This window comes from Stenotrophomonas sp. PI_27, from assembly GCF_027854495.1.
Lineage (GTDB): Bacteria > Pseudomonadota > Gammaproteobacteria > Xanthomonadales > Xanthomonadaceae > Stenotrophomonas > Stenotrophomonas pavanii.
On record NZ_JAJNOF010000011.1, the window covers coordinates 1 to 24553 of the forward strand.

At 66.3% G+C, this 24553-nt stretch carries 19 protein-coding genes; 13 read left to right on the forward strand and 6 right to left on the reverse strand.

The window, feature by feature from the left end; translation table 11 throughout:
• Positions 1-137: 137 nt before the first annotated feature.
• Together LRM18_RS14445 and queD are read right to left on the reverse strand one after the other, a co-directional pair.
• Positions 138-485 (reverse strand): phasin family protein, encoded by a 348-nt coding sequence (locus LRM18_RS14445; protein ID WP_270954874.1) that lies wholly within the window; start codon positions 483-485, stop codon positions 138-140.
• A 117-nt stretch (positions 486-602) separates the two neighbouring features.
• Positions 603-965: a 6-carboxytetrahydropterin synthase QueD gene (queD, locus tag LRM18_RS14450; RefSeq protein ID WP_270954875.1), complete on the reverse strand. Its 363-nt coding sequence runs from the start codon at positions 963-965 to the stop codon at positions 603-605.
• A gap of 191 nt (positions 966-1156) precedes the next feature.
• On the opposite strand from queD, the gene LRM18_RS14455 reads away from it, so the two are divergent.
• On the forward strand, positions 1157-3796 hold the full coding sequence (locus LRM18_RS14455; RefSeq protein WP_057494088.1) for a TonB-dependent receptor: 2640 nt from the start codon (positions 1157-1159) through the stop codon (positions 3794-3796).
• Positions 3797-3869: 73 nt separating this feature from the next.
• Positions 3870-6464: a M14 family zinc carboxypeptidase gene (locus LRM18_RS14460; RefSeq protein ID WP_270954876.1), complete on the forward strand. Its 2595-nt coding sequence runs from the start codon at positions 3870-3872 to the stop codon at positions 6462-6464.
• A gap of 197 nt (positions 6465-6661) precedes the next feature.
• On the opposite strand, the gene LRM18_RS14465 is transcribed toward LRM18_RS14460, so the two are convergent.
• The gene (locus LRM18_RS14465; RefSeq protein ID WP_270954877.1) at positions 6662-8080 is read right to left on the reverse strand and encodes a DEAD/DEAH box helicase; all 1419 of its coding nucleotides are present in this window, start codon (positions 8078-8080) and stop codon (positions 6662-6664) included.
• Positions 8081-8734: 654 nt separating this feature from the next.
• On the opposite strand from LRM18_RS14465, the gene LRM18_RS14470 reads away from it, so the two are divergent.
• Positions 8735-9724 (forward strand): fumarylacetoacetate hydrolase family protein, encoded by a 990-nt coding sequence (locus LRM18_RS14470; protein ID WP_270954878.1) that lies wholly within the window; start codon positions 8735-8737, stop codon positions 9722-9724.
• Positions 9725-9738: 14 nt separating this feature from the next.
• Positions 9739-10407, forward strand: coding sequence for a maleylacetoacetate isomerase (gene maiA, locus LRM18_RS14475; RefSeq protein ID WP_270954879.1), 669 nt, complete (start codon positions 9739-9741; stop codon positions 10405-10407).
• Positions 10408-10451: 44 nt separating this feature from the next.
• On the opposite strand, the gene LRM18_RS14480 is transcribed toward maiA, so the two are convergent.
• From LRM18_RS14480 to LRM18_RS14490, 3 genes are all read right to left on the reverse strand, one after another.
• Positions 10452-11912 (reverse strand): UdgX family uracil-DNA binding protein, encoded by a 1461-nt coding sequence (locus tag LRM18_RS14480; protein WP_154329987.1) that lies wholly within the window; start codon positions 11910-11912, stop codon positions 10452-10454.
• Complete coding sequence (locus LRM18_RS14485) at positions 11893-13176, reverse strand: putative DNA modification/repair radical SAM protein (protein WP_270954880.1); 1284 nt, start codon at positions 13174-13176, stop codon at positions 11893-11895. The genes LRM18_RS14480 and LRM18_RS14485 overlap by 20 nt, the downstream gene beginning before the upstream one ends.
• A gap of 130 nt (positions 13177-13306) precedes the next feature.
• Complete coding sequence (locus tag LRM18_RS14490) at positions 13307-14434, reverse strand: PilT/PilU family type 4a pilus ATPase (protein ID WP_049416904.1); 1128 nt, start codon at positions 14432-14434, stop codon at positions 13307-13309.
• 121 nt (positions 14435-14555) lie between these two features.
• Between LRM18_RS14490 and LRM18_RS14495 the strand changes: the two genes are divergently transcribed.
• The 9 genes from LRM18_RS14495 (at position 14556) to LRM18_RS14535 (ending at position 24537) form a co-directional block, all read left to right on the forward strand.
• Entirely contained in the window at positions 14556-14921 is a 366-nt protein-coding gene (locus tag LRM18_RS14495) for a DUF4398 domain-containing protein (protein ID WP_019660954.1), read from the forward strand.
• A complete protein-coding gene (locus tag LRM18_RS14500) occupies positions 14918-15802 on the forward strand; it encodes an OmpA family protein (protein ID WP_083348140.1) in 885 nt (294 codons plus the stop codon). Before LRM18_RS14495 ends, LRM18_RS14500 begins: the two co-directional genes overlap by 4 nt.
• 324 nt (positions 15803-16126) lie before the next feature.
• Positions 16127-16363, forward strand: a complete 237-nt coding sequence (locus LRM18_RS14505; RefSeq protein WP_005407964.1) for a YdcH family protein — start codon at positions 16127-16129, stop codon at positions 16361-16363.
• A gap of 301 nt (positions 16364-16664) precedes the next feature.
• Positions 16665-18035 carry a pyridoxal-phosphate dependent enzyme gene (locus tag LRM18_RS14510; RefSeq protein WP_270954881.1) on the forward strand — a complete coding sequence of 457 codons (1371 nt, stop codon included), beginning with the start codon at positions 16665-16667 and terminating at the stop codon, positions 18033-18035.
• A gap of 123 nt (positions 18036-18158) precedes the next feature.
• Positions 18159-19343, forward strand: coding sequence for a cystathionine gamma-synthase (locus LRM18_RS14515; RefSeq protein ID WP_270954882.1), 1185 nt, complete (start codon positions 18159-18161; stop codon positions 19341-19343).
• A 3-nt stretch (positions 19344-19346) separates the two neighbouring features.
• Positions 19347-20129, forward strand: coding sequence for an ABC transporter permease (locus LRM18_RS14520; RefSeq protein ID WP_074725521.1), 783 nt, complete (start codon positions 19347-19349; stop codon positions 20127-20129).
• Positions 20126-21358, forward strand: coding sequence for an ABC transporter ATP-binding protein (locus tag LRM18_RS14525; RefSeq protein ID WP_074725522.1), 1233 nt, complete (start codon positions 20126-20128; stop codon positions 21356-21358). Before LRM18_RS14520 ends, LRM18_RS14525 begins: the two co-directional genes overlap by 4 nt.
• Positions 21339-22649, forward strand: coding sequence for a methyltransferase domain-containing protein (locus tag LRM18_RS14530; RefSeq protein ID WP_270954883.1), 1311 nt, complete (start codon positions 21339-21341; stop codon positions 22647-22649). The genes LRM18_RS14525 and LRM18_RS14530 overlap by 20 nt, the downstream gene beginning before the upstream one ends.
• A 319-nt stretch (positions 22650-22968) precedes the next feature.
• Entirely contained in the window at positions 22969-24537 is a 1569-nt protein-coding gene (locus tag LRM18_RS14535) for a glycosyltransferase family 2 protein (protein WP_336297084.1), read from the forward strand.
• The last annotated feature ends 16 nt before the right edge of the window (positions 24538-24553 follow it).

Genomic DNA, 24553 nt, shown 5'->3' on the forward strand with positions numbered 1-24553 from the left:
CTCAGTTCGCAGAGACATCGGACGAAGACGCACTCCGGAATCCGGACGCCAGGCAAAAAAAGACCCGGCAGAGGGAGGGATCTGCCGGGTCCGGATTGCGTGGGGGGAGGGACCCACGCAATGAGCGTTGCGTCGCGTCAGTGGTTGTTCGCGTCCGCCGTTGATTCGTTGTAGCCCTGCACCAGTTCGGACCAGGCCTTGCTGGCCTGCAGGCCGAGACCGACCACGTCCTGCTGTGCCTGCCCCAGTCGCTGCAGGTTGTCCTGCCACAGCTGTGCACCCCTGGAGAGCGTCCCGGCCGCATCCTCGCTGCGGGCCAGTTCGCCGAGCCAGCCGCCGGTCGCGGTCAGGTTGCGCTCCATCACCTTCAGCTGCACGCCGAACACGCTTTCTGCGTTCTCCAACGCCAACCGGTTCGCCCGCGTTGCGGCGGCGGCGAGTTGGCGGGTGGCATCACTGAAGCGATCGCTGAAGGCGGCGGCCATGGGGGCATCAGGGAGTGGCTTGATGCAATGCAGCATACGCCGTTGATGCGGCAATGCAACAAAAATTACAAAGGCGCCCGAGGCGCCTTTGAAAACCCTTTCAGATCAGTGGGTTGATCAGCGGGTGGGCCCGCGGTAGCGGCAGCCGGACGTGCAGGTTTCGTGCACGGTGATCTCGCTCAGCGCCGGCAGGCTGGGTTTCAGTTCGTTCCAGATCCACACCGCCAGGTTCTCGCTGGTCGGGTTCTCCAGGCCGGGGATGTCGTTGAGGTAGTGATGGTCCAGGCGGTCGTAGATCGGCTGGAAAGCCGCCTTCACGTCGCCGAAGTCCATGATCCAGCCGGTCTGCGTACCGGGTTCGCCCTCGACCTTCAGTTCCACCCGGAACGAGTGTCCGTGCAGGCGCGCGCACTTGTGCCCCGGCGGCACGTTGGGGAGGCGGTGCGCCGCCTCGAGCATGAAGACTTTGAAGATTTCCATGGCGCGATTGTACGCCGCGGGCTGCCGGGCAGCCCGGGTGTGCCCCGGTCTTTCATGAATAAATTCTTTTCATCCGGATGAAGAGATGATAGTTTCTCTTATATCCGTATGAAGAGATGTTATTGGCCGGACCCGGCCAGGCATGGACTACTGCGGAACTTCGTCGCCCTTACCACCTCCCCCACATCGTCATGCCCAAGCACACCCTGCTCGTGGCGGCCCTGGCCGTCGCTCTGGCCGCGCCTTTGTCCGCCGCCGCCGAAACCTCCGCCGACGCCGTTGGCGACGCCAATACCCTGGCCGCCGTGCGCGTCACCGGTTCCAACATCAAGCGCACCGATACCGAGGCCTCCAACCCGGTGCAGGTGATCGGCCGCCAGCAGCTGGAACAGACCGGCAAGGCCACCGTGGCCGACGTGCTGCGCTCGATCTCGGCCAACACCGGCAACGCTGCCAACGAAACCACCAACAACGGCTGGGCGTCCGGCTCGGCCGGCATCGGCCTGCGTGGCCTGTCGCAGAAGAACACGCTGGTGCTGCTCAACGGCCGTCGCCTGGCCAACTATGGTTTCCCGGCCGGTGGCCTGTCCGACACCTTCGTCGATCTCAACGCGCTGCCGCTGGTCGCGGTCGAGCGCATCGAAGTGCTCAAGGACGGCGCCTCCGCGGTGTACGGTTCCGACGCCGTGGCCGGCGTGGTCAACATCATCACCCGGCAGAACTTCGAAGGCGCCGAGATCGGCGGCAGCTTCGGCGGTGCCGACCAGGGCGGCCTGCACGAGCAGAACCTGAAGTTCGTCGGTGGCCTCGGTGATCTCGACACCGATGGCTACAACATCCTCTTCAGCCTGCAGGGCTACAACCGCGAGCGCCTGGACCAGGACGAACGCAATCTGACCAAGAGCGGCATCTACACCGACAAGCCCGGTGGCCGCTGGAACGGCTGGTCGGCCAAGGGCGCGCGCTACCTGGTCAACGGCGTGTCGGTGCCGATGCTCGATGCCAACGGCAACTGCCCGGCCGGCACCACCCGCGTTGCCAGCGCGCCGATCGATGGCCTGTCCGGTGATACCTGCGGCTTCAACCAGGCGCCGTTCACCACGCTGATTCCCTCGACCAAGCGCTACCAGGCCTATGCCAACGGCACCTTCCGCCTGAACGACAACGTCGAGGCCTTTGGCGAAGTGCTGTACAGCCAGATCAAGAGCGCCGCCTGGTTCGGCAGCAGCCCGTTCTTTACCCTGGAAAGCGGCCGCTTCGCGTTGAACGCCAACAGCGGCCTGGCCGAGCCGGTGTCGTCGCTGCTGCCGGCCAACAACCCGTACAACCCGTACGGCCGCGCGATTCCGATCGAATACACCTTCTTCGACCTCGGTGGCACCATCAAGACCAACCGCTCCACGGCCTACCGCGGTGTGTTCGGCCTGCGCGGCACCGCCGCGAACTGGGACTGGGAAGTGGCCGCGTTCGGTGCACGCAGCAGCGAGCGAGAGAGCGTGTCCGGCGGCTTCGCCAATCGCTGGGCGCTGGCCGATGCGCTGGCCACGGGCAGCTACAACCTGTTGAACCCGGCGGCCACGCCGCAGTCGGTGCGTGATTCGATCAATATCGCCACGCTGCGCCCGGCCGAATCCAAACTGCAGGGCGTCGACGCGAAGATCTCCGGCAGCCTGGGCCACACCTGGGCGGGTGAGATCGGCTTCGCGGCCGGTGCCGAATGGCGCCGCGAGAAGCTCGATTCCAACAACCCGTGGCAGATCGATGCCGGCCTGCAGGTGCGCCCGGCCATCGCCGAGGTGCATGGCCAGCGCCAGGTCACTGCCGCCTACGCCGAAGTGAATGTGCCGCTGGCCTCGACGCTGGAGCTGTCGGCCGCCGCGCGCGCCGACCACTACGACGATTTCGGCGATGCGTTCTCGCCGAAGATCGGCCTGCGCTGGCAGCCGCTGGATGTCCTGCTGGTGCGCGCCTCGGCGTCGAAGGGCTTCCGCGCGCCGTCGCTGTCGGAGAACTCCAACAGCACCAGCATCGCCTATGGCAGCGTGGTCGATCCGCGTGATCCCGACGTGCCGGGCTCGCGCCAGAGCCCGACCTTCTTCACCGTCGGCAACAACGCACTGAAGCCGGAGCGAACCAAGAGCGTGAACTTCGGCGTGGTGCTGTCGCCGTGGGCCAACACCAACCTCAGCGTGGACTACTACCGGATCCAGCTGGACAACCTGGTCGGCACCAACAACACCCAGACCCTGGTCAACGACAACGTGGCCGGCGCCGTGCAGCGCGACGAGCGCGGCAAGCTGCAGGCGGTCTACAACCGCTACCAGAACCTGAGCGAACTGAAGACCTCGGGCATCGACGTCGAGCTGCGCCAGCGCATCCCGACCGCTGCACTCGGCGACTTCACCGTGTCCTCGGCCTACACGCACGTGCGCGACTACCGTCGCCCGACCGTGGTCGGCGGCCCGCTGGTCGACTACGCCGGCAGCAACCTCGGCGCAACGCTGCCCAAGGACAAGGCCACCACCACGCTGGACTGGAAGTACGGCGACTTCAACGCCGCGGTGACCTGGTACTACACCAGCAGCTACCGGCAGGAGGCCAGCACCGCCGCCAAGGCCGTGCAGCAGCGCGTCGGCAGCTACAGCCAGTACGACCTGTACCTGGGCTACACCGGCATCGACAAGCTGACGCTGTACGCCAAGGTGCAGAACCTGGCCGACAAGACGCCGCCGTACGACGCCTCGTTCCCGGGCATCCGCGCGCCCTACGACTTCAGCCAGTACGACCTGCGCGGCCGCTACTTCACGCTGGGCTTCGATTACCGCTTCTGATCCATCCGCCGCGGCCGGTCTCTTCAGGGAGCCGGCCGCGCGACCGCCTGCCGTTGTGTCCTGGGGAGTCACCGTGTCCTTGCATCGTCGTGCCGTTCTTCCGTTGCTGATCGCCGCCGCCACCGCACTGTCCTCGCCACCGCCGGCGCAGGCACAGAGCGCCTACTTCTTCCCGCAGGCCACCGAGGCAGCGGCATTTGATGCGGCCATTCCCACGCCGGAGCAGTTCCTCGGCTATCCGATCGGCAGCCGCTACACCCGGCACGACCAGCTGGTGGCGTACTTCCAGGAACTGGCCAAGCGCTCGGACAAGATCAGCGTGCGCGAGATCGGCCGCAGCTATGAAGGCCGTCCGTTGCTGATCGCCACGGTGACCGCCGCCAGCAACCACGCACGCCTGGAACAGCTGCGCCAGCAGCACGCGACCCTGGCCGACCCGGCGCAGCCGCGCAGCGCTGCAGGGGACAGCCCGGTGGTGGTGTGGCTGGGTTACAGCGTGCATGGCAACGAGACCTCCAGTGCCGAGGCGGCGATGCTGACGGCGTACTACCTGGTGGCCAACCGCAGTGCCGAAACCCAGCAGTGGCTGCAGCAGGCGGTGGTGCTGTTCGACCCGGCACAGAATCCGGATGGCCGCGATCGCGCCGCCAACTGGCACAACGCCTGGGCCTCCGATCCAGCCTCTGCCGACCCGGCTGACAAGGAGCACGTCGAGCCGTTCCCGCAGGGCCGCACCAACCACTACTTCACCGATCTCAACCGCGACTGGCTGGCGCTGACCCAGCAGGACTCGCGGCCGAAGGTGGAGGTGTTCCACCAGTGGTACCCGAACGTGCAGATCGACTTCCACGAGATGGGCAAGGACAGCACCTACTATTTCGAGCCCTCGCCGAAGAGCATGCACAGCCCGCTGATCCCGGCGGCCTCGTATGAATTCAACAAGACCCTGGCCAGGTACCATGCGCAGGCATTGGATGCGCTGGGTTCGCTGTACTACACCGGCGAGAACTTCGACAACTTCTCGCCGGTGTACGGCTCTACCTATCCGGACTTCCATGGCGCCGTCGGCGTGACCGTCGAACAGGCCAGCTCGCGTGGCCGCGTGCAGGAATCGGTGAACGGCTTGCTGACCTTCCCGTTCACCATCCGCAACCAGGTCGCCACCGGGCTGGGCACCGTGCGCGGCGCGGTGGCCGAGCGCAGCGGCCTGTTCGACCTGCAGAAGCAGTTCTTCCAGAGCGCGCTGAAGCAGGCCGCACAGCAGCCGGTGAAGAGCTTCGTGTTCGGTGATGCGCATGATCCGGCCCTGACCCGCCGCCTGCTGGAACTGTTGTTGCTGCATCGCATCGACGTGCGCGCGCTGGATCGTGCCGTCACTGTCGATGACCAGCGCTTTGAGGCCGGCAGCGCCTACGTGGTGCCGGTCCAACAGGCGCAGTTCCGCCTGGTGCATTCGATCTTTGCCGAGACGCCGCCGATCAAGGGGGATGTGTTCTACGGCAGCACCAGCTATGCAATCGCACCGGCCTACGGCGTGGCCTTCGCCGGCAGTCGCAGCCGCGTCGACGGTGGCGCACGCGTGACCGCGCTGCCGGCGGAGCAGGGCGCGGTGCTGGGTGGCCAGGCCGGATTCGCCTATGCGATCGACTGGCGCGACTACAACGCCGGGCGCGTGCTGGCCGCATTGCAGGACAAGGGGGTGAACGCACGCGCCGCGTTCCAGCCGTTCACCACCGCGACCGCGCAGGGAGACGTCAGCTTCGCCGCCGGCAGCCTGGTGATTCCGGTGGCCGGACAGGCACTGCAGGGCGCGGCGTTGCTCGAGGCGGTGACCTCCGCCGCGCGCGCTGCCGGCGTGCAGGTGCATGCATTGTCCAGCGGGCGCAGCCGCGAGGGCATCGACCTCGGCAGTGACGGCGTGAAAGCGTTGCGCAAGCCTGCGGTCGCGCTGGTGATGGGCGAGGGCGTGGCCGCCACCGAGATCGGATCGGCGTGGTTCCTGCTCGACCAGCAGCTGCGTCTGCCGGCCAGCAAGCTGGACCCCCAGCAGCTGGGCAAGGTGCCGCTGGATCGCTACACCACGATCGTGCTGTCCGGTGGCACCTACACAGGCATCGATGCCACGGCGGTGGCTGCCCTGAAGCGCTGGGTCCAGGCCGGTGGTTCACTGGTGACCTACGGCAATGCCTCGAAGTGGGCGATCGAGCAGAAGCTGGCCGATGGCGAGACGCTTGGCAAGGAAGAAGACGCGGCTGATGCAAGCCGCCGCGCCTTCGGTGACCAGCGTGACATCGCCGCGATCGAACGGGTCAGCGGCAACATCCTCAGCGCCGATGTGGATACCAGCCATCCGCTGGCGTTCGGCGTGCCGCGCCGGCAACTGGCGGTCAACAAGGAAAACACGGTGACGTTGCAGCCGAGTACGAATCCGTTCTCGACGGTGGTGCGCATCGACACGCCTCCACGGGTGAACGGCTATCTGTCCGAGCGCAACCGCACGCGCGTGGCAGGCAGTGCGTGGTTGCTGGTATCGGCGCAGGGGCAGGGCAACGTGGTGCTGTTTGCCGATGACCCGGCGCATCGCAAGTACTGGCATGGCACGGATCGCCTGCTGATCAACGCGATCTTCTTCGGGAATCTGGTGAATCCGAGCAAGGCGCGGGGTTGAGGGGCTGCGCGCCTTGTTGACACGTGTGGGGAGGCCGGGCGGGCTGCGCGTGTTTTGCACCCACTGCCCTGCGCCGCCCCAAGCCAAACCATCCGCGTGCTTTCGCCCACGGTAGCCGGCAAAAAAAAGGACGGCGCGTCAGCGCCGTCCCTTGATAGCCCCCGCGCAGCGGGAAGCACCCTCCCTGTCAGCCGGGATCAGCCGGCGCGACCGCCGCCGCCACCCTGGCTGCGGCCACGGCCGCCACCGTTACCACCACCGCCCCGGCGCTGGCCCTGACCGGCGCCTGCGCCCGCACGCTGCTGGCCGTTGCCACCGCCTTCGCGACGGCCGCCACCGGCCTTCTTCGGCCCGGCATGTGCATGGCGCGGCGCATCGCCGTGCGGACGGCGTGCGTGGCTCTTGCGCGGTGCACGCTCGCCGGTATCGTGCTCGGCCTTGCCCGGTGCACTGTTGCCCCAGCGGATCGGCGTCTGCAGCTCGAAGCCCGGCACATCGCGGATATCCATGTCGCGGCCCAGCAGGCGCACGATCGCGCGCAGCAGCTTCACCTCATCCTGCGCCACCAGCGAGATCGCCTGGCCGGTCGCGCCATTGCGGCCGGTACGGCCGATGCGGTGCACGTAGTCCTCGGCCACCATCGGCAGGTCGAAGTTGATCACCTTCGGCAGCTCGTTGATGTCGATGCCACGCGCGGCGATGTCGGTCGCCACCAGCACCGTCACGCGGCCGGCCTTGAAGTCGCCCAGCGCACGCAGGCGCTGGCCCTGGCTCTTGTTGCCGTGGATGGCCGCCGTCTTGATGCCCGACTTTTCCAGGAAGGTGGCCAGCTTGTCACTGCCGTGCTTGGTGCGGGCGAACACCAGGGTCTGCTCGCGGCTGTCCTGCGCCAGCAGGTGCAGCAGCAGGTCGCGCTTGCGGCCGGCATCGACCGGATGCACGCGGTGGGTGATGGTTTCGGCCACGGTGTTCTTCGGCGTTACCTGGATCTGCTCCGGGTTGCGCATGAACTCCAGCGCCAGCTGGCGGATGTTGTCCTCGAAGGTGGCCGAGAACAGCAGGGTCTGGCGGTTCTGCTTCGGCAGCTTGGCCAGGATGCGCTTGATCGACGGGAGGAAGCCCATGTCGAGCATGCGGTCGGCTTCGTCCAGCACCAGCAGTTCGATGCCGGACAGGTCGACGCTGCGACGCTCCAGGTGGTCGATCAGGCGGCCCGGGCAGGCCACCAGCAGGTCCACGCCACGGCGCAGGATGTCCAGCTGGTTGCCCATGCCGACGCCGCCATAGATGCAGGCGCTGGGGATGCGCAGGTACTTGCTGTAGCCGCGCAGGCTGTCATGCACCTGGGTGGCCAGTTCGCGGGTCGGGGCCAGGATCAGCGCGCGCGGCTTGCGCGGGCCGCTGCGCACTTCCTGCGAGGCGGTGCCCAGGTGCTGCAGCAGCGGCAGGCCGAAAGCGGCGGTCTTGCCGGTGCCGGTCTGTGCGCCGGCCAGCAGGTCGCGACCGGCCAGCACCAGCGGGATCGCCTGCTGCTGGATCGGGGTCGGGTTTTCGTAGCCCTGCTCGGCAAGCGCACGCAGCAGGAAGGGCGCCAGGCCCAGCGATTCAAAAGACATTGAGATTGCTCCAGGTACAAGAAACGCCTGACCGAACGGACAGGCGGGGGCAGATCAAACTGATCGGCTGACTCGGAGCGTTCCCGTGAACCGCGCTGCGAGAATTGGGTGCAGCCGGCACGAAGCGCAGGCTGGAATGCGTGACGAACGGCGTCGGAGTGGGGGCGGGCGAAGAGGGCGGACCCTGGTCGCCGGCGGTCCCGGAGGGAAACGGACGGCCGCTGCAGACCCTGCAAGTCTAAACGATGTTTGAGACTTCACGCAAAAAGGCCTGTTCAGGTAGGGGGTCTCTGCAGGGCTGCGCCCTGCGCCTGCAGAGGCCGGAGCCAAGGCCAGAGCAACGTCAAAAGCCGGGTCCCTGTGGGTAGGCGGGGTGCTGGGGGTTTGCGGGGTGTGAGCAGCATGGATGCCGCGACCAAGCCCCCACGGATGGGTTTACGGCGTCCCCGCAAACCCACAGTGCCTCGCCATTCCGCGGAATGTCCGCTGTTGCTGTTGCATCGGCCGTTGCCTTGGCTTGAAGCAGGTGCAGGGCTGCAAGCTCTGCCGAACCCCCACCTGCGGTAGGGTGGGCCGATGCCGCGCTGCAGCTTGGCGCCGCCGCAGATTTGATTACACTTGAAACTTGTTTGCCCACGACTCCGGACACCCACCATGAAGCTTGGTTCCTTGAAGGAAGGCGGCCGCGACGGCACCCTGATCGTTGTCTCGCGCGACCTGCGCCACGGCGTGCGCGCCACCGGCATTACCGCCACCCTGCAGCAGGCTTTGGAGGACTGGAGCCACATCGCGCCGCGCCTGAACGCCCTGTACGAATCGCTCAACGCCGGTGACGCCGATGGCGTGTTCGACCTTGATCCGCAGGCGCTGGCTGCGCCGATGCCGCGCGCTTATGAATTCGTCGACGGCAGCGCCTACCTGCCGCACGTCGAGCGTGTGCGCCGTGCCCGTGGCGCCGAGGTGCCGGAGAGCTTCTACACCGATCCGCTGATGTACCAGGCCACCAGCGCCGGCTTCTACGGCCCGCGTGACGCGGTCAAGGTGGTCAGCGAGGACTACGGTATCGACCTGGAAGCGGAGATCGTGGTGATCACCGACGACGTGCCGATGGCGGCGACCCCGGAACAGGCCGCCGGCCACATCCAGTTGATCGGCCTGGTCAACGATGTCTCGCTGCGCAACCTGATCCCGGGCGAGCTGGCCAAGGGCTTCGGCTTCCTGCAGTCCAAGCCGCGCTCGGCGCTGTCGCCGGTGTTCGTCACCCCTGACGAGCTGGGCGCTGCGTGGCAGGACAGCAAGGTGCACCTCCCGCTGCTGACCCACATCAACGGCCAGTGGTTCGGTGCGCCGGAAGCGGGCGTGGACATGCAGTTCAATTTCGCCCAGCTGGTTTCGCATGCGGCCAAGACCCGTCCGCTAGGCGCCGGCACCATCGTCGGCTCCGGCACCATCGCCAACGAGGACACCAGCAAGGGCGCCTCGTGCTTCGCCGAGCAGCGCGTGGTGGAGACCCTGCGCGATGGCAAGCCGAGCACGCCGTTCATGTCCTTCGGCGACGTGGTCCGCATCGAGATGCTCGATGCCGCGGGCAACAGCATCTTCGGTGCGATCGAGCAGCGCATCGAACAGGTGGCCAGGCCCTGAGCATGGAGGCGGCGATGGAGATCCCGGTCGACGACGGCATCGTGCTGTACACCTACTGGCGATCCAGCGCCGCCTACCGCGTGCGCATCGGCCTGGAGCTGAAGGGCCTGGCCTGGGAGGCCCGGCCGGTGCATCTGGTGCGCGACGGTGGCGAGCAGCACCGGGATGCCTATCGGGCGCTCAACCCGCAGCAGCAGGTGCCGACCCTGCTGCATGACGGGCATGTGCTGACCCAGTCGCTGGCGATCCTCGAATACCTGGACGAGCGCTTTCCGCAGGTACCGCTGCTGCCGGCCGACGCCGCCGGCCGCGCGCGGGTGCGGGCGCTGGCCCAGGTGGTGGCCTGCGACATCCACCCCATCAACAACCTGCGGGTGATGCAGTACCTGGAACGTAGTCTGCAGCTGCCGGCCGATGCACGCACGCAGTGGACGCTGCACTGGATCGCCGAGGGCTTTGCGGCGATGGAAGCGCTGTTGGCCAACAGCCGTGACACCGGCGCCTTCTGTCATGGCGACCGCCCTGGCCTGGCCGACATCTGCCTGTTGCCGCAGCTGTACAACGCCCACCGCTTCGGCCTGGACCTGGCACCGTACCCGACCCTGCGCCGCATCGAAGCGGCCTGCCAAGCGCTGGACGCATTCGACCGCGCGCGCCCGGAACACCAGCTCGACGCCGCCTGAAAAAAAGGGGACGGAGGGGATTAAGTCGTATATGCACTTACGACTTAATCCCCTCCGTCCCCTTTCTGCCGCAAACGGGCCAGGTCATCGCGGAACACCCGGTAGGCGTCCTCGCGGCGCGCATCGTCGGCCTGCCGCAACACCCACGCCGGGTGCACGGTGGCGTAGCCGCGCGTGCCGTCTTCGAGGGTGTGCCAGCGTCCGCGGTCGCGCGAGAGGTCGAAGTCACGACCGAATACCGAGGCTGCCGCTGTCGCGCCCAGGCACACGATCACCCTGGGCCGCACACGCGCGATCTCCCCCATCAGCCAGGGCCGGCAGGCCTGGATGTGGCGGCTTTCCGGTCGCTTGTGCAGCCGCACCTTGCCGCGCCGCTCATGGTGGAAGTGCTTCACCGCGTTGGTGAGGTACAGCCGGGCGCGATCGATTCCCAGCTCCGCCAGTGCGCGGTCCAGCACCTGGCCGGCGGGTCCTGCGAACGGCTGCCCGCGCAGATCCTCGGTGTCGCCGGGTTGTTCTCCGACCAGCATCACCTCGGCCCCTGCCGGCCCCTGCCCGAATACGGTCTGCGTGGCCTGCTCCCACAACGGGCACTGGCGGCAGGCGCTGGCCTGTGCGCGCAGATTGTCCAGACTGCTGGCATCGGTTGCCGGCGCCGCAGCGTTCGCACGTGGGGGAATCCTGCGTTGCGGCGCCTGCGCCGGCCGGTCATGCATCTCCTGCACGCGGTCGGCCGCATCGCGCACCAGGCGTGGCAGCAACTGTGCTTCCGGCAGATGGCGCCAGTACTTGGCCGGCATCTCCTGCATCATCATCCGTGTGTTGAGTCGCGCCGGATTGAAGATGCTGGCGTAGTAGGTCTGCCACAGCGACTCGCGTGCATCCTCGGCCGGGGCATCCTCGCGCCGTGCACCAGGGCCGAAGGCGAGCGCCTGCCCATCCCAGGCGACGCTGCGCGAAGGAGTGAGGATGGCCCAGCGCATGCCGGTGAAACGGCGCGCGAAGAACGGCGCGACCCGGTCGACGATGTGGTGCTGTGGCTCGAACCAGGCGATGAACGCATCAGGCTGGCCAGGCACCTCGCGGAAGCGCACGAATGCCTTCATCTTGTGCGTGTCACGGCGGACGGCCTGGGCAAGGGCCGTCGCGCGCAGGACATCGGCGTCGGCGGGGTTGCTCAGCACTGATCGCTCGCCATGGGCGATGCGCCACAGCAGGCGATACAGCAAGGCCAGGCGCTGGGGATCGCGATGGCACAGGCAGGTGGCCGCCAGTTCCAGGAAGTCACGTGGAACGTTGGGTGCTCCGGCATCGGCAAGCATCGGCGCCTGCTGCACGGCCGGCGCATCCAGCAGCGAGGTGTCGCTCCCTTCCAGCCAGTCCAGTTGAGGCGGGGCCACGCCGCGCAGCAACGCTTCGCGCGCAGCATCGCGCCAGGCCTGCAGCGACCACGGCGGATCCACCCGCAGCGACCAGCGCTGCGCGTCAGGATGCAGACGGGGCATCGAACAGCGAACCTTGGCGCGGAGGCGGGGCCAGCTGCGCGCGCAGCGCCGCCGGATCGTCCAGTGCTTTGCGCGGGTGATGGTCGGCCAGCAGCACGAACGGCAGCAGCTTGCTCATCGGTGCTTTCAGGCGCGCGATGTCGGCCACGCGCAGCCGCCCGTGGCGGCGTGCCATCAGCACGCGCTTGACGTTGCGCACGCCAAGGCCTGGCACGCGCAGCAGCATTTCCTTTGGTGCCCGGTTCAGATCGACCGGAAAGCGCTCGGGATGGCGGATCGCCCAGGCCATCTTGGGGTCGATATCCAGGTCGAGCATGCCGTCCTGGGTGGTATCGGTAATCTCATCCACGCCGTAGCCGTAGAAGCGCAGCAGCCAGTCAGCCTGGTAGAGGCGATGTTCGCGCTGCAGCGGTGGCGGCTGCAGTGGCAGCTGCCGGCTGGCGTCCGGAATCGGGCTGAACGCGGAGTAGTAGACCCGGCGCATGCGGTAGTTGCCGTACAGGCTGTCGGCGTTGGCCAGGATCTGCTGGTCGTTTGCCCCGTCCGCGCCGACGATCATCTGGGTGCTCTGCCCGGCCGGTGCGAAACGGGGAGGGCGCGGGCGAGCGCTGCGGCTGGCCGTCGGTGCCACCGCCGCAGGGGCCTTGCGAGCTTCCTTGGCTTCGTCGATGCGCCAGCGCAGTTCGCCCATCGCGCCTCGGATCGAATGCACCGTCTTCTCCGGCGCCAAGGCGCTCAGGCCGGCTTCGGTGGGCAGTTCCACGTTGATGGACAGGCGGTCGGCATAGCGCCCGGCGCTGGCCAGCAGTTCCGGCGAGGCCTCGGGAATGGTCTTGAGATGGATGTAGCCGGCGTAGCGGTGTTCTTCGCGCAGCTGCCGGGCCACTTCCACCATCTGTTCCATGGTGTAGTCCGCATTGCGGATGATGCCGCTGGACAGGAACAGGCCCTCGATGTAGTTGCGCTTGTAGAAGTCCAGGGTGAGCGTGACCACCTCGTCCACGCTGAAACGCGCGCGGGCCACGTTGCTGGAGACCCGGTTCACGCAATAGGCGCAGTCGTAAATGCAGAAGTTGGTCAGCAGGATCTTCAGCAACGACACGCAGCGGCCATCGGGCGTGTAGCTGTGGCAGATGCCCATGCCCTCGGTGCTGCCGATACCGCCACTGGCGCGCGAATCGCGCTTGCCCGAGCCGCTGGAGGCGCAGGAGGCATCGTACTTGGCGGCATCGGCCAGAATGGCCAGCTTGCGGATGGTTTCCATTGAGGAAACCTACGGATGACGGGTCTCATTGGATGAGACCGCCCCTGAATTCTTCAGAAAAAGGGGACGGAGGGGATTAAGTCGCAAGTGCACAAACGACTTAATCCCCTCCGTCCCCTTTTTCGTGGGATCAGAAGCCGTGGGTGATGCTGGGTGCGCCTGCCGAGAAGTCCGCGTACGGGTCGTGCTCGCCGCTGCTGCCTTCGGACAGGCGGAACTTCAGGGCCAGGCCATCGCGCGAGTCGGCCGCGCGCAGCGCTTCCTCCTGCTCGATGGTGCCGGCCTTGGCCAGCCGGAACAGGCACTGGTCGAAGCTCTCCATGCCTTCTTCCAGCGAGGCTTCCATCGCGGCCTTGATTTCGTGCACCTGGCCGCGGCGCAGCAGGTCGCGGATCATCGGCGTGTTGATCAGCACCTCGGTGGCCGGCAGGCGTCGGCCCTCCTTGTTCTTCACCAGGCGCTGGCTGATCACTGCGCGCAGGTTCAGCGCCAGGTTCATCAGCACGTTCTTGTGCGCGCTTTCCGGGAAGAAGTTGAGGATGCGCTCGATGGTCTGGTCGGCGTTGTTGGAGTGCAGGGTCGCCAGGCACAGGTGGCCGGTCTCGGCGAAGGCGATCGCCGCCTCCATCGTTTCCGCATCCAGGATCTCGCCGATCAGGATCACGTCCGGCGCTTCGCGCATCGCGTTCTTCAGCGCGTTGTGGAAGGCATGGGTGTCCAGGCCGACCTCGCGCTGGTTGACGATCGACATCTTGTGCTTGTGCAGGTACTCGATCGGGTCCTCGATGGTGAGGATGTGACCGGTGGTGGTGCTGTTGCGGTGGTCGATCATCGACGCCAGCGAGGTGGACTTGCCGGAGCCGGTGGACCCCACCACCAGCACCAGCCCGCGCGGGGTCATGATGACGTCCTTCAGCACCTGCGGAAGGTTCAGCTCCTCGATGCTCGGGATCCGGCTGCGGATGGCGCGGATGACCATGCCGACCTCGCCCCGCTGCTTGAACACGTTGACGCGGAAGCGCCCGGCGTCGGGCAGGGCGATGGCCATGTTGAGCTCGAGCTCTCGCTCGAACTGCGGCACCTGGCCCTCGTCCATCAGCGAGTAGGCAATCTTCTTCACCATGCCTGGCGGCAGGCCGGTGTTGCCCAGCGGATAGAGCTTCCCCTCGATCTTGATGTAGACCGGTGCCCCGGTGGTCAAAAACATGTCCGAAGCGTTCTTTTCGGTCATCAGCTTCAGGAAGTAGCCGATATCCATTGCGAATTTTCCCCAACGAAACGGCCGACGCCCGTTGCCAGCACGGTGTCGGCTTGACGACAATGGCCGCGAACCGACAACCGGTACGGCCTCCCCAATGAAACGACTTAGCTTCGCACGAATGCGCCATGGCCTGTATGTGATGGCGTTTGCATTCGCACTGTCTGCCCCCGCCTGGGCGCAGGACGCTGCCCTGGAACTGGCGCAGGCCCGGCAGGCGGTCGACAAGGCCACCCAGGCCGATGCCGACCAGTACGCCCCGGACCTGATCGGGCTGGCCCGGCAGGGGCTGGAGCAGGCCCAGCGCGCCGCAGGCGACCGCCGCGAGCGCAAGAATGCGCCGGCAATGGCCCTGCGCGCCGCCGCCGATGCCGACCTGGCCCGCGTCCGCAGCGAGGAAGCCACTGTCAGCGCGCAGCTTCAGCTGCGCCGCAACGAGGTCAACCAGCTGCAACGCCAGCTGTCGACCGGGGAGGATCGCCGGTGAAGCCGATGACCGCCGCAACCCTGGCCGCGCTGCTGGCGCTGCCGACCCTGGCCGTGGCCGCCGACAACCCGATGGTGGCGCAGCTGAGCCAGCGCCTGATGGCCATCCAGGCCAACCCGGATACCGCTGAGCTGGGCGCCTTCGAGCGCATGCAGGCGCAGCAGGCCATCGCGACCCTGGACAAGGCCAAGCGCCGTGACCAGGAGCTGGCCACCTACCTGGCCGAGCGCCGGGTGGAGATTGCCGAGACCGCGGTGCGCACTGCGCTGGCCGCGCGCGAGGTCGACCGCCTGGAGCGCACCCGCAGCGACCTGCTGATCGAGGCCAGCCGCCGCGACGCCGCCCGTGCCCGCCAGGAGGCCGAACAGCTGCGCATGCAGGCGCAGATGCAGGCCGAGGAAGCCGAACGCCTGCGCCAGGCCGCCGAGGCCGAAACCCTGGCCCGCCAGGACGCCGAAAACGCCCTGACCAGCGTGGCCGGCAAGCAGCAGCAACGCCTCAGCGCCGCCCAGCAGAACGCCGCCAGGCTGGCCCGCGAGGAGGCCGAGCTGGTGTCGGGCCAGAAGCTGCCGGGTTCGAAGTTCGATGCGCGCGGTGAGGTCTTCACCTTTGGGGGCGACGCGTTCGCTGCAGGTGCGTCCAGCCTGTCTGGCGGCGCCCGCAACCAGGCCAAGGCGCTCGCCGAGTACCTGAACATCGGCAAGAAGGGCCGCCTGCGCATCGAGGCCTACGACAGTGCCAACGGCGTGGGCCAGAAGCGTGCCGAAGCGTTGCGCGACGCCCTGGTCGCGGCCGGTGTCGCCAGTAACCGCATCCAGGTCAGCGGCAAGAAGGCTGCGTCCACCCGGGCGCGCTCGGCCGAGGTCATCATCGCGCCGTAATGCATTGATATTGTTTGTTTTTCGTTGCAATGAGCATTCAGCCTGAACCCCGCCCCGGCGGGGTTCGGTCTTTTTGTCGCAGGGGTCTTGTACCCCGCCCTGAGCAGGCGTAGGGTCAATCGTCCGGGACGCAATGCCGCGGACCGGACGATGGGAGGGCCGGGCCGATGCAAGCAGGGCGCGAACCGCAGCAGATCGACGTGCGCAGGCCAGTGCCGCAGGTCGTTGCAGGCGTCCAGGTGGCCATCGACCGGCACTCCTCCATGAACAACGCCCCGTGCCTTGCGGCCGGGGCGTTCGTGTATCTGTCGAAGGAGGTCCATCATGTTTGAAGATCAGCCCCAGAGCGAGATCGACGCCCGTCGCGCGCGTGATCCGGAGTTCAGGGCACTCCATGACCAGCACCGCAAGTTGAACAAGAAGTGCATGGACGCGGAGTTGGGTGTACTCCCGATCGATGATGTCACCCTGGGTCGCATGAAGCGTGAGAAGCTGCTGGCCAAGCAACGTCTTCTGCGAATGTACGAAACACCGCTCCCAACGACGTCCCCCACGCTTTGACGCACTCCGTCGCGCCCGGAATGGCGTGACCCGGCCATCGATGGCCCCGCCGGGCGCTTCTGCCCCGGCATCGCGGCACCGCCGATGAGGCGGCCGCGCCAAGGCACCACAGGCGGTGGTGCCTTGGTCTCCAGGCACCACTCACCGATGCGGGCGGTACCGGTCTCCTCGTCGATCCGGGGCCGCCCGCATCCCTTTACGGGGCCGGCGGGCGGCATCTCCGCGCCGACCTGACATTCAGCGCCATCCGTCGGATAATCATCGGTCCGGCCCTGCGTGGCGCGAATCGAAAGTCCTCCGAATGCCCATCCATTCTTCCGTCCTCGAACTCATCGGCCAGACCCCGATCGTCAAGGCCCAGCGCCTGGACACCGGTGTCTGCGAGCTCTACCTGAAGCTGGAGAGCGCCAATCCGGGCGGATCGATCAAGGATCGCATCGGCCTGTCGATGATCGAGGCGGCGGAGCAGCGGGGTGACCTGAAGCCGGGCGCAACCCTGGTCGAGGGCACCGCCGGCAACACCGGCCTGGGCCTGGCACTGGTGGCCCAGCAGAAGGGCTACAAGCTCATCCTGGTTGTTCCCGACAAGATGAGCCGGGAAAAGATCTTCAACCTGAAGGCGATGGGCGCCGAAGTGCGCCTGACCCGTTCGGACGTCGCCAAGGGCCACCCGGAGTACTACCAGGACCTGGCCAAGACCATCGCCGAGCAGACCCCGGGCGCCTACTTCATCAACCAGTTCGGCAACCCGGACAACCCGGCCGCGCATGAGTTCGGCACCGGCCCGGAGATCCTCGAGCAGATGGGCGGCGACCTCGACGCCATCGTGTTCGGCTGCGGCAGCTCCGGCACCATGACCGGCCTGTCGCGCGCGTTCGCCAGGCTGTCGCCGAAGACCGAGCTGGTGCTGGCCGATCCGGTCGGCTCGATCCTGGCCGAATACATCAACGATGGCGTGCTCAACGACAAGTCGGGCAGCTGGCTGGTGGAAGGCATCGGCGAGGACTTCCTGCCGTCGATTTCCGACTTCAGCCGCGTCAAGAAGGCTTATGCGATCAGCGATGCCGAGAGCTTCCATACCGCGCGCGAGCTGCTGGGCAAGGAAGGCATCCTCGGCGGTTCGTCCACCGGCACCCTGCTGGCCGCGGCACTGAAGTACTGCAAGGAGCAGACCACCCCGAAGAGGGTGCTGGTGCTGGTCTGCGATACCGGCAACAAGTATCTGTCGAAGATGTACAACGACTACTGGATGCTGGACAACGGCTTCCTGCAGCGCCCGCAGCACGGCGACCTGCGCGACCTGATCCTGCGCCCGTACGGCCAGCGCGACACCGTGGTGATCGGCCCGAACGACCTGCTGACCACCGCCTACCAGCGCATGAAGCTGTACGACGTGTCGCAGCTGCCGGTGATGGACGGTGACCAGCTGGTCGGCATCGTCGACGAAAGCGACGTGCTGCTGCATGTCTATGGCGATGAAGCGCGCTTCCGCGACACCGTGGCCACCGCGATGGTCAGCAAGCTGGACCGGCTGGACGTGAAGTCGCCGATCGAGGCCCTGCTGCCGGTGTTCGACCGCGGCCAGGTGGCGATCGTGATGGACGGTGACGCCTTCCTCGGCCTGATCACCCGCATCGACCTGCTGAACTATCTGCGCCGTCGCGTGCAGTAAGCCGCGGATCGCTGCAGATCGCCACTGAATTCCGGTTTATTTGCGTCAAAGCTTGTTAAGGCTGCGCTGATAGACTCCCGATCCTTTGACGGCGCCGCACGTCGGCGCCATTCAGGAAACGACATGTCCAACTCCTCTTCGCCCGACCGCGCGCTGGCCCTGGCCACGTTGGCCATCCACGGTGGCCAGTCGCCCGATCCCAGCACCGGTGCGGTGATGCCGCCGATCTACGCCACCTCGACCTATGCCCAGTCCAGCCCGGGCGAGCACCAGGGCTTCGAGTACTCGCGTACCCACAACCCGACCCGCTTCGCCTATGAGCGCTGCGTGGCCTCGCTGGAAGGCGGTACCCGCGGCTTCGCCTTTGCTTCCGGCATGGCGGCCAGCTCGACCGTGATCGAGCTGCTGGACGCCGGCAGCCACGTGGTGGCGATGGACGATATCTACGGCGGCAGCTTCCGCCTGTTCGAGCGCGTGCGCCGCCGCACCGCCGGGCTGGACTTCAGCTTCGTCGACCTGACCGATCTGGCGGCATTTGAAGCCGCCATCACGCCGAAGACGAAGATGGTGTGGATCGAGACCCCGACCAACCCGATGCTGAAGATCGTCGACATCGCTGCGGTGGCCGCCATCGCCAAGCGCCACGGCCTGATCGTGGTGGTCGACAACACCTTTGCCTCGCCGATGCTGCAGCGCCCGCTGGAGCTGGGCGCGGACCTGGTCCTGCATTCGGCCACCAAGTACCTCAACGGTCACTCGGACATGGTTGGCGGCATGGTCGTGGTCGGCGACGATGCCGACCTGGCCGAGCAGATGGCGTTCCTGCAGAACTCGGTGGGTGGCGTGCAGGGACCGTTCGACAGCTTCCTGGCCCTGCGCGGCCTGAAGACCCTGCCGCTACGGATGAAGGCACACTGCGCCAACGCGCTGGCGCTGGCACAGTGGCTGGAAAAGCACCCGGCGGTGGAAAAAGTGATCTACCCGGGCCTGCCCTCGCACCCGCAGCATGAGCTGGCCGGCAAGCAGATGGCCGGCTTCGGTGGCATCGTCTCGATCGTGCTGAAGGGCGGGTTCGAGGCGGCCAAGCGCTTCTGCGAGAAGACCGAACTGTTCACCCTGGCCGAGTCGCTGGGCGGCGTGGAAAGCCTGGTCAACCATCCGGCGGTGATGACGCATGCCTCGATCCCGGTCGCGCGCCGGGAGCAGCTGGGGATCAGCGATGCGCTGGTGCGGCTGAGCGTGGGTGTGGAGGAGCTGGGGGATCTGCAGGTGGATCTGGAACGCGCACTGTCGGCAGGGAACTGCTGATCCATGCAGAAGCATGCCAATCTCCTGTTCCTGTTCCGCCAGTTGCTTGGGCGTGAGTTGGCAGCACGGTACCGCACCACCACGTTGGGTGTCCTCTGGCTGGTCCTGCAACCGTTGCTGATGCTATGCGTGTACACGCTGGTGTTCAGTGGCGTGTTCAAAGCGCGATGGGCGGGTGCCGAATCCACCGGCGACTTCGCGCTGATGCTGTTTGCAGGACTGGTACCGTTTACGCTGCTGTCGGAAGTGCTGATCACCGCACCGGGTATCATCGCCGGGCAGCCCAACTTCGTGAAGAAGGTGGTCTTCCCGTTGCCGGTGCTGTCGATGGTAAAGGTGGCCGCAGCGCTGACCACCGCCGGCATCGGCCTGACCATCCTGCTGGTCGCGCAGACCTGGCAGTCGGGGCTGCCGTCGGTATGGGCGCTGGCCTCGCCGCTGATCCTGCTGGAAATGACCCCGATGCTGCTTGCAATTGCCTGGTCGCTGTCGGCGCTGGGCGTCTACCTGCGCGACATCGGCCAGTTTGTCGGCATCCTCAGCAGCGTCCTGTTGTTCCTCAGCCCGATCTTCTTCCCGGCGCATGCGATGCCCGAGGCGGCAAGAGGCTTGGTGTACTTCAACCCCCTGGTCACGCCTATCGAACAGCTGCGCGCGGTGACGGTCCAGAACTCGGCCCCTGATCTGGCAGTACTGCTGCCGCACTTCCTGCTTTCCGTGGTGGCGGCGATGCTGGCCTACGCACTCTTCCGTCGCCTCTCGCGCGGCTTCTCGGACGTCCTATGAACAACCCGCAGACCACCACGTTGCAGGCCACGCCCGACGCGGCCATCGAAGTGCTGGGCGTGACCAAGGACTATCCGGTCTACGCCAACCCGCGCGACCGCCTGCTGTCGCTGCTCAAGCCTTCGGGTGACCGTGCCAGCCGCACTTTCAGAGCGTTGGATGGCATCAACCTGGTCGTGCCGAAGGGCGAGACGGTCGGCATCATCGGTCGCAACGGCGCCGGCAAATCGACCCTTCTGCAGATCCTGTGTGGCACGGTACGCCCGACGTCCGGCACGGTCAGCATCCGCGGGCGCTTTGCCGCGCTGCTCGAACTGGGGGCCGGTTTCAATCCGGATTTCTCCGGCCGCGACAACGTGTACCTGAGTGCGTCGTTGCTGGGCCTGAGCCGCAAGGAAGTGGACGACAAGCTGCAGTCGATCATTGACTTTGCCGATATCGGTGATTTCTTCGACCGGCCGGTCAAGACCTATTCCAGCGGCATGTACGTGCGCTTGGCGTTCTCGGTGGCCATCCACACCGAACCGGATGTGCTGATCATCGACGAAGCACTGTCGGTGGGTGACATCCGCTTCCAGATGAAATGCCTTTCGCGCATCGAACAGATTCGTGCACGCGGCGCCACCATTCTGTTCGTGTCGCATTCGCTCGAGCAGGTCAAGCGCTTCTGCCAGACCGCGCTGTGGCTGGAAGGTGGCAAGGTCAAGCTGCACGGCGAAGCCAGCTTCGTGGCTGACCGTTTCCGCGACTACGAACTGGGCAAGGACCTGGCTGTGACGCAGGATGCCGAAGTGCGCCAGGCACCCGCCCCGGGCAGCATCCCCGCGCATCTTGAAACGGTTGCGCTGAGCACCGATATGCTGGCCCCGTTCGAGCCGCTGACAGTGGACATCAGTTACACCGTCGGCGATGAGGTGGTCGATGGCCTGCTGCTCGGCGTAGCGATCAAGGGCATGGACGGCCTGCATATCTTTGGCCCCAACACCTATCTTGAGCGGGTGGTGATTCCCACCTCACGAGGGTCGCACCGCGTCAGCTACTGCATCCCGTCGATGACCCTGCTGACCGGCAGCTACCGCGTTGATGTGGGACTGTTCACCGACAAGGGCCTGGTCTGCCTGGATTATCTGTCCGAAGCCAGTGTCTTCACCGTGGCTGCGCCCTACTTCAGTGAGGGCGTGGTCTATATCCCGCATGAGTGGAAGGTCCATGACCCCGACGCTGCTTGAAATTCCCTTTGACCATTACCAGCGCTACGGTGCGGCGACGCATCTGCTGCAGGCGCTGGATCTGCCCGCGCCGCGGGTGCTGGAAGTAGGGGCCAACCGTCAGCGTCTGCTCGGGCAGTTCCTGCCCCAGGCAACGTTCCTGTACACCGACCTGCATGCGGAAGGGGACGAGAAGGACTTCGTGGTGGCTGACGCCACCGCGCTGCCGTTCCCCGAGCAGGGCTTCGACGCCGTCGTATCGCTGGATGTGCTCGAGCATATTCCCGCGCCCCTGCGTGCCAAGGCCGCGGCCGAGATGGCGCGTGTCGCCAGCCGTGCGGTCATCGTCGGCTTCCCGCCGGACCAGCCGTGGGTGCGCGACGCTGAAGTCGATGCGAATGGTCGTTGGCACGAGCTGTTCGGCGAGGACTACGTCTGGCTGCAGGAGCACAAGGAATTCGGCCTGGTCGACACCGCCGAGATCGTGGCCGCGTTTGAAGGCGCCGGCATGACGGTGCTGCGCTTCGGTCAGGGCAATGCAACGTTGTGGTCGAGCCTGATGGGTGCGCATTTCATCAAGGTGAAATTCCCCGAGCTGGAGCCGCTGGTCAGCGCCGCTGACCGGCTCTACAACAGCCGGGTGTTCGCCGGCGATCACAGCGACCAGCCTTATCGCGAATACTGCGTGGCGGTGCGCCTGCCCAGCGATGCAGCGCGCTTGCAGGCAAACCCGCCGTTCCGTGCCGACCTCGATGCGGAAGCGACTGCACTGCTGAGCGGTCTCGCCGGCGGCCTGCGTGAGCTGGCGACGCGTACCGCCAATTCCGAAAAGGAATGGGAATCCACGGCACGGCTGCTGGATGCCTACATCGCCGATCTTGCTGTGGCCAAGCGCGAGTGGGGTGCCACCGCAGCCTATGCGCAGCGGTTGCAGCAGGGCAAGGACGAGGCCGATGCTGATTGGCTGCAGCAGCGCGACCAGTGGCAGCAGGCGCAGCTGGACTGGCAGCAGGCCGAGCGGGACTGGCAGCAGCGCCAGGCTGTGTGGCAGGCGCAGGAGCAGGCGCTTGAAGCGAGTGTGGCCGATGCGCAGCAGTCGCTGCAGAAGGCCCAGGAACGCATTGATGGGCTCATAGACGCATCTGAAGCCGCCCGTGCCCAGGCGCTCGACGTCGAGCGGCAGCTGGAGCAGAGGCTGCAACAGCGTGCGGCCGACTACATGCGTTCGCGCCAGAAGTGGAAGATCGCCATGATCGGACTGGGTGTAGGCGGTTTTGTGGCGGGAGTGCTGCTGGGTTGGGGTGTCCTGTGAAACGACGGGCCGACAAGGACGTGACCGTGCTGAATCAACGAGGTAATGCCTGATGTCCAAACTGGGTAATCTGATTCGCGGAATCTACTGGAGCATTCGTCGCGCAAAGGGGCAGGGCATTCCTGCCGGCACCATCATTTCCGCGCTCACGCGTGCCGCCCGCAAGGGGCCCAGGCATCTGGTCCGATCGATCCTTGCCTATGCCAATGGCTCACATGCTGTCGCAGCGGCGGTTACGCCGCCGGACATCTACGCCGAGTGGCTACGCCAGCAGGCGCAAGCGCCAGCACCGGCCGATGTCGGCCTGATCAGCGTCGTGATGCCTGTCTGCAACACGCCCGAGGTGTTCCTCCGTGAGGCTGTGGCCAGCGTCGAAGCACAAACCTATCGCAACTGGGAGCTGTGCATCCACGACGACGCGTCTGATCAACCTCACGTTGCGCGCGTGCTGGACGAGCTGGCGCTGCGATTGCCGAACCTGCGTGTATCGCGCTCAAGTGAACGGCAGGGCATCGCTGCCACGACCAACGCTGCGGTGGCGCTGGCCAAGGGGCGCTGGATCACGTTCCTCGACCATGATGACCTTCTGGAGCCGGATGCACTGGCTGCGGTGGTTGCCTGCCACCAGGCCACTTCGGCCGGTGTCGTGTACACCGACCACGACGTGCTCGGCGAAGACGGTCGCCTCCGGCATCCGTATTTCAAGCCTGACTGGAATCTGGACCTGTTCCTGTCGCAGATGTATCTGGGGCATCTGGTGAGCTTTGACGCCGCGCTGATTCACCAGCTCGGTGGGCTGCGCAGCGACTGCGATGGCTCTCAGGATTACGACCTGGTGCTTCGCTGTGCGGCGGCTGGCGCCGCCATCGCGCACGTGCCCAAGGTGCTTTATCACTGGCGCGCTCACGCCGGTTCCACCGCAGCCAATGCCGGCTCCAAGCCCTACGCACACCATGCAGGTCGCCGCGCGCTGCAGCAGCATGTGCAGGCCACCCACCCGGGAGCGCAGGTGGACGATGGCGAGCAGTTGTTCTGCTACGACGTGCGCTACCCATACGCGGACAAGGGGCCCTTGGCCAGCATCATCATTCCCACCCGTGACGGCCTGGACCTGTTGCGTACCTGTGTGGAATCGCTGTACGCGAAGACGGACTACCGCGCCTTCGAGATCATCGTTGTCGACAATGGTTCAACCCAGGCTGAGACCCTGCAATGGCTGGAAGCGATGTCCCGCCGTGACAGCTTCCGGGTGATCCGCGCAGACGTACCGTTCAATTGGTCGGCACTGAACAACCTGGCTGCCCGCGAAGCGCGTGGCGAGGTGCTGGTCTTCCTCAACAACGATACCGAGATCATTGATGGACAGTGGCTGCAGCGGCTCGCCGAGAACGCGCTGCGGCCAGACGTTGGCGTGTGCGGTCCATTGCTGTTGTACGGCGATCGCACCATCCAGCATGCCGGCGTGGTGATCGGCATGGGTGGCTGGGCCGACCACGTCTTCAAGGGCGAGGCGCCCGTGCACAACCAGAATCTGTTCGTGTCACCGGTGTTGCAGCGCCAGGTGCTGGCCGTGACGGGCGCGTGCATGGTGGTGGCGCGTGACACGTTCGAGTCGCTGGGCGGGTTCGATGAGACCTTCATTGTGTGCGGCAGCGATGTGGAGCTGTGCCTGCGCGCGCATGCGCGTGGCTTGGCCACTGTGTACGTCGCACGTTCGGTGATGATCCACCACGAATCCAAGACGCGCGATCCGCGTGCGATTCCGGAAAGTGACTTCGTGCGCTCGGCCGAAGCGTACTCGCCGTATCGCGAAGAAGGCGATCCGTTCTTCAGCCCGAATCTGGATTACATGGCGTCTTCACCGCGCCTGCGCGGGAGCATGCAATGAGCCGCCTGGGTCACCT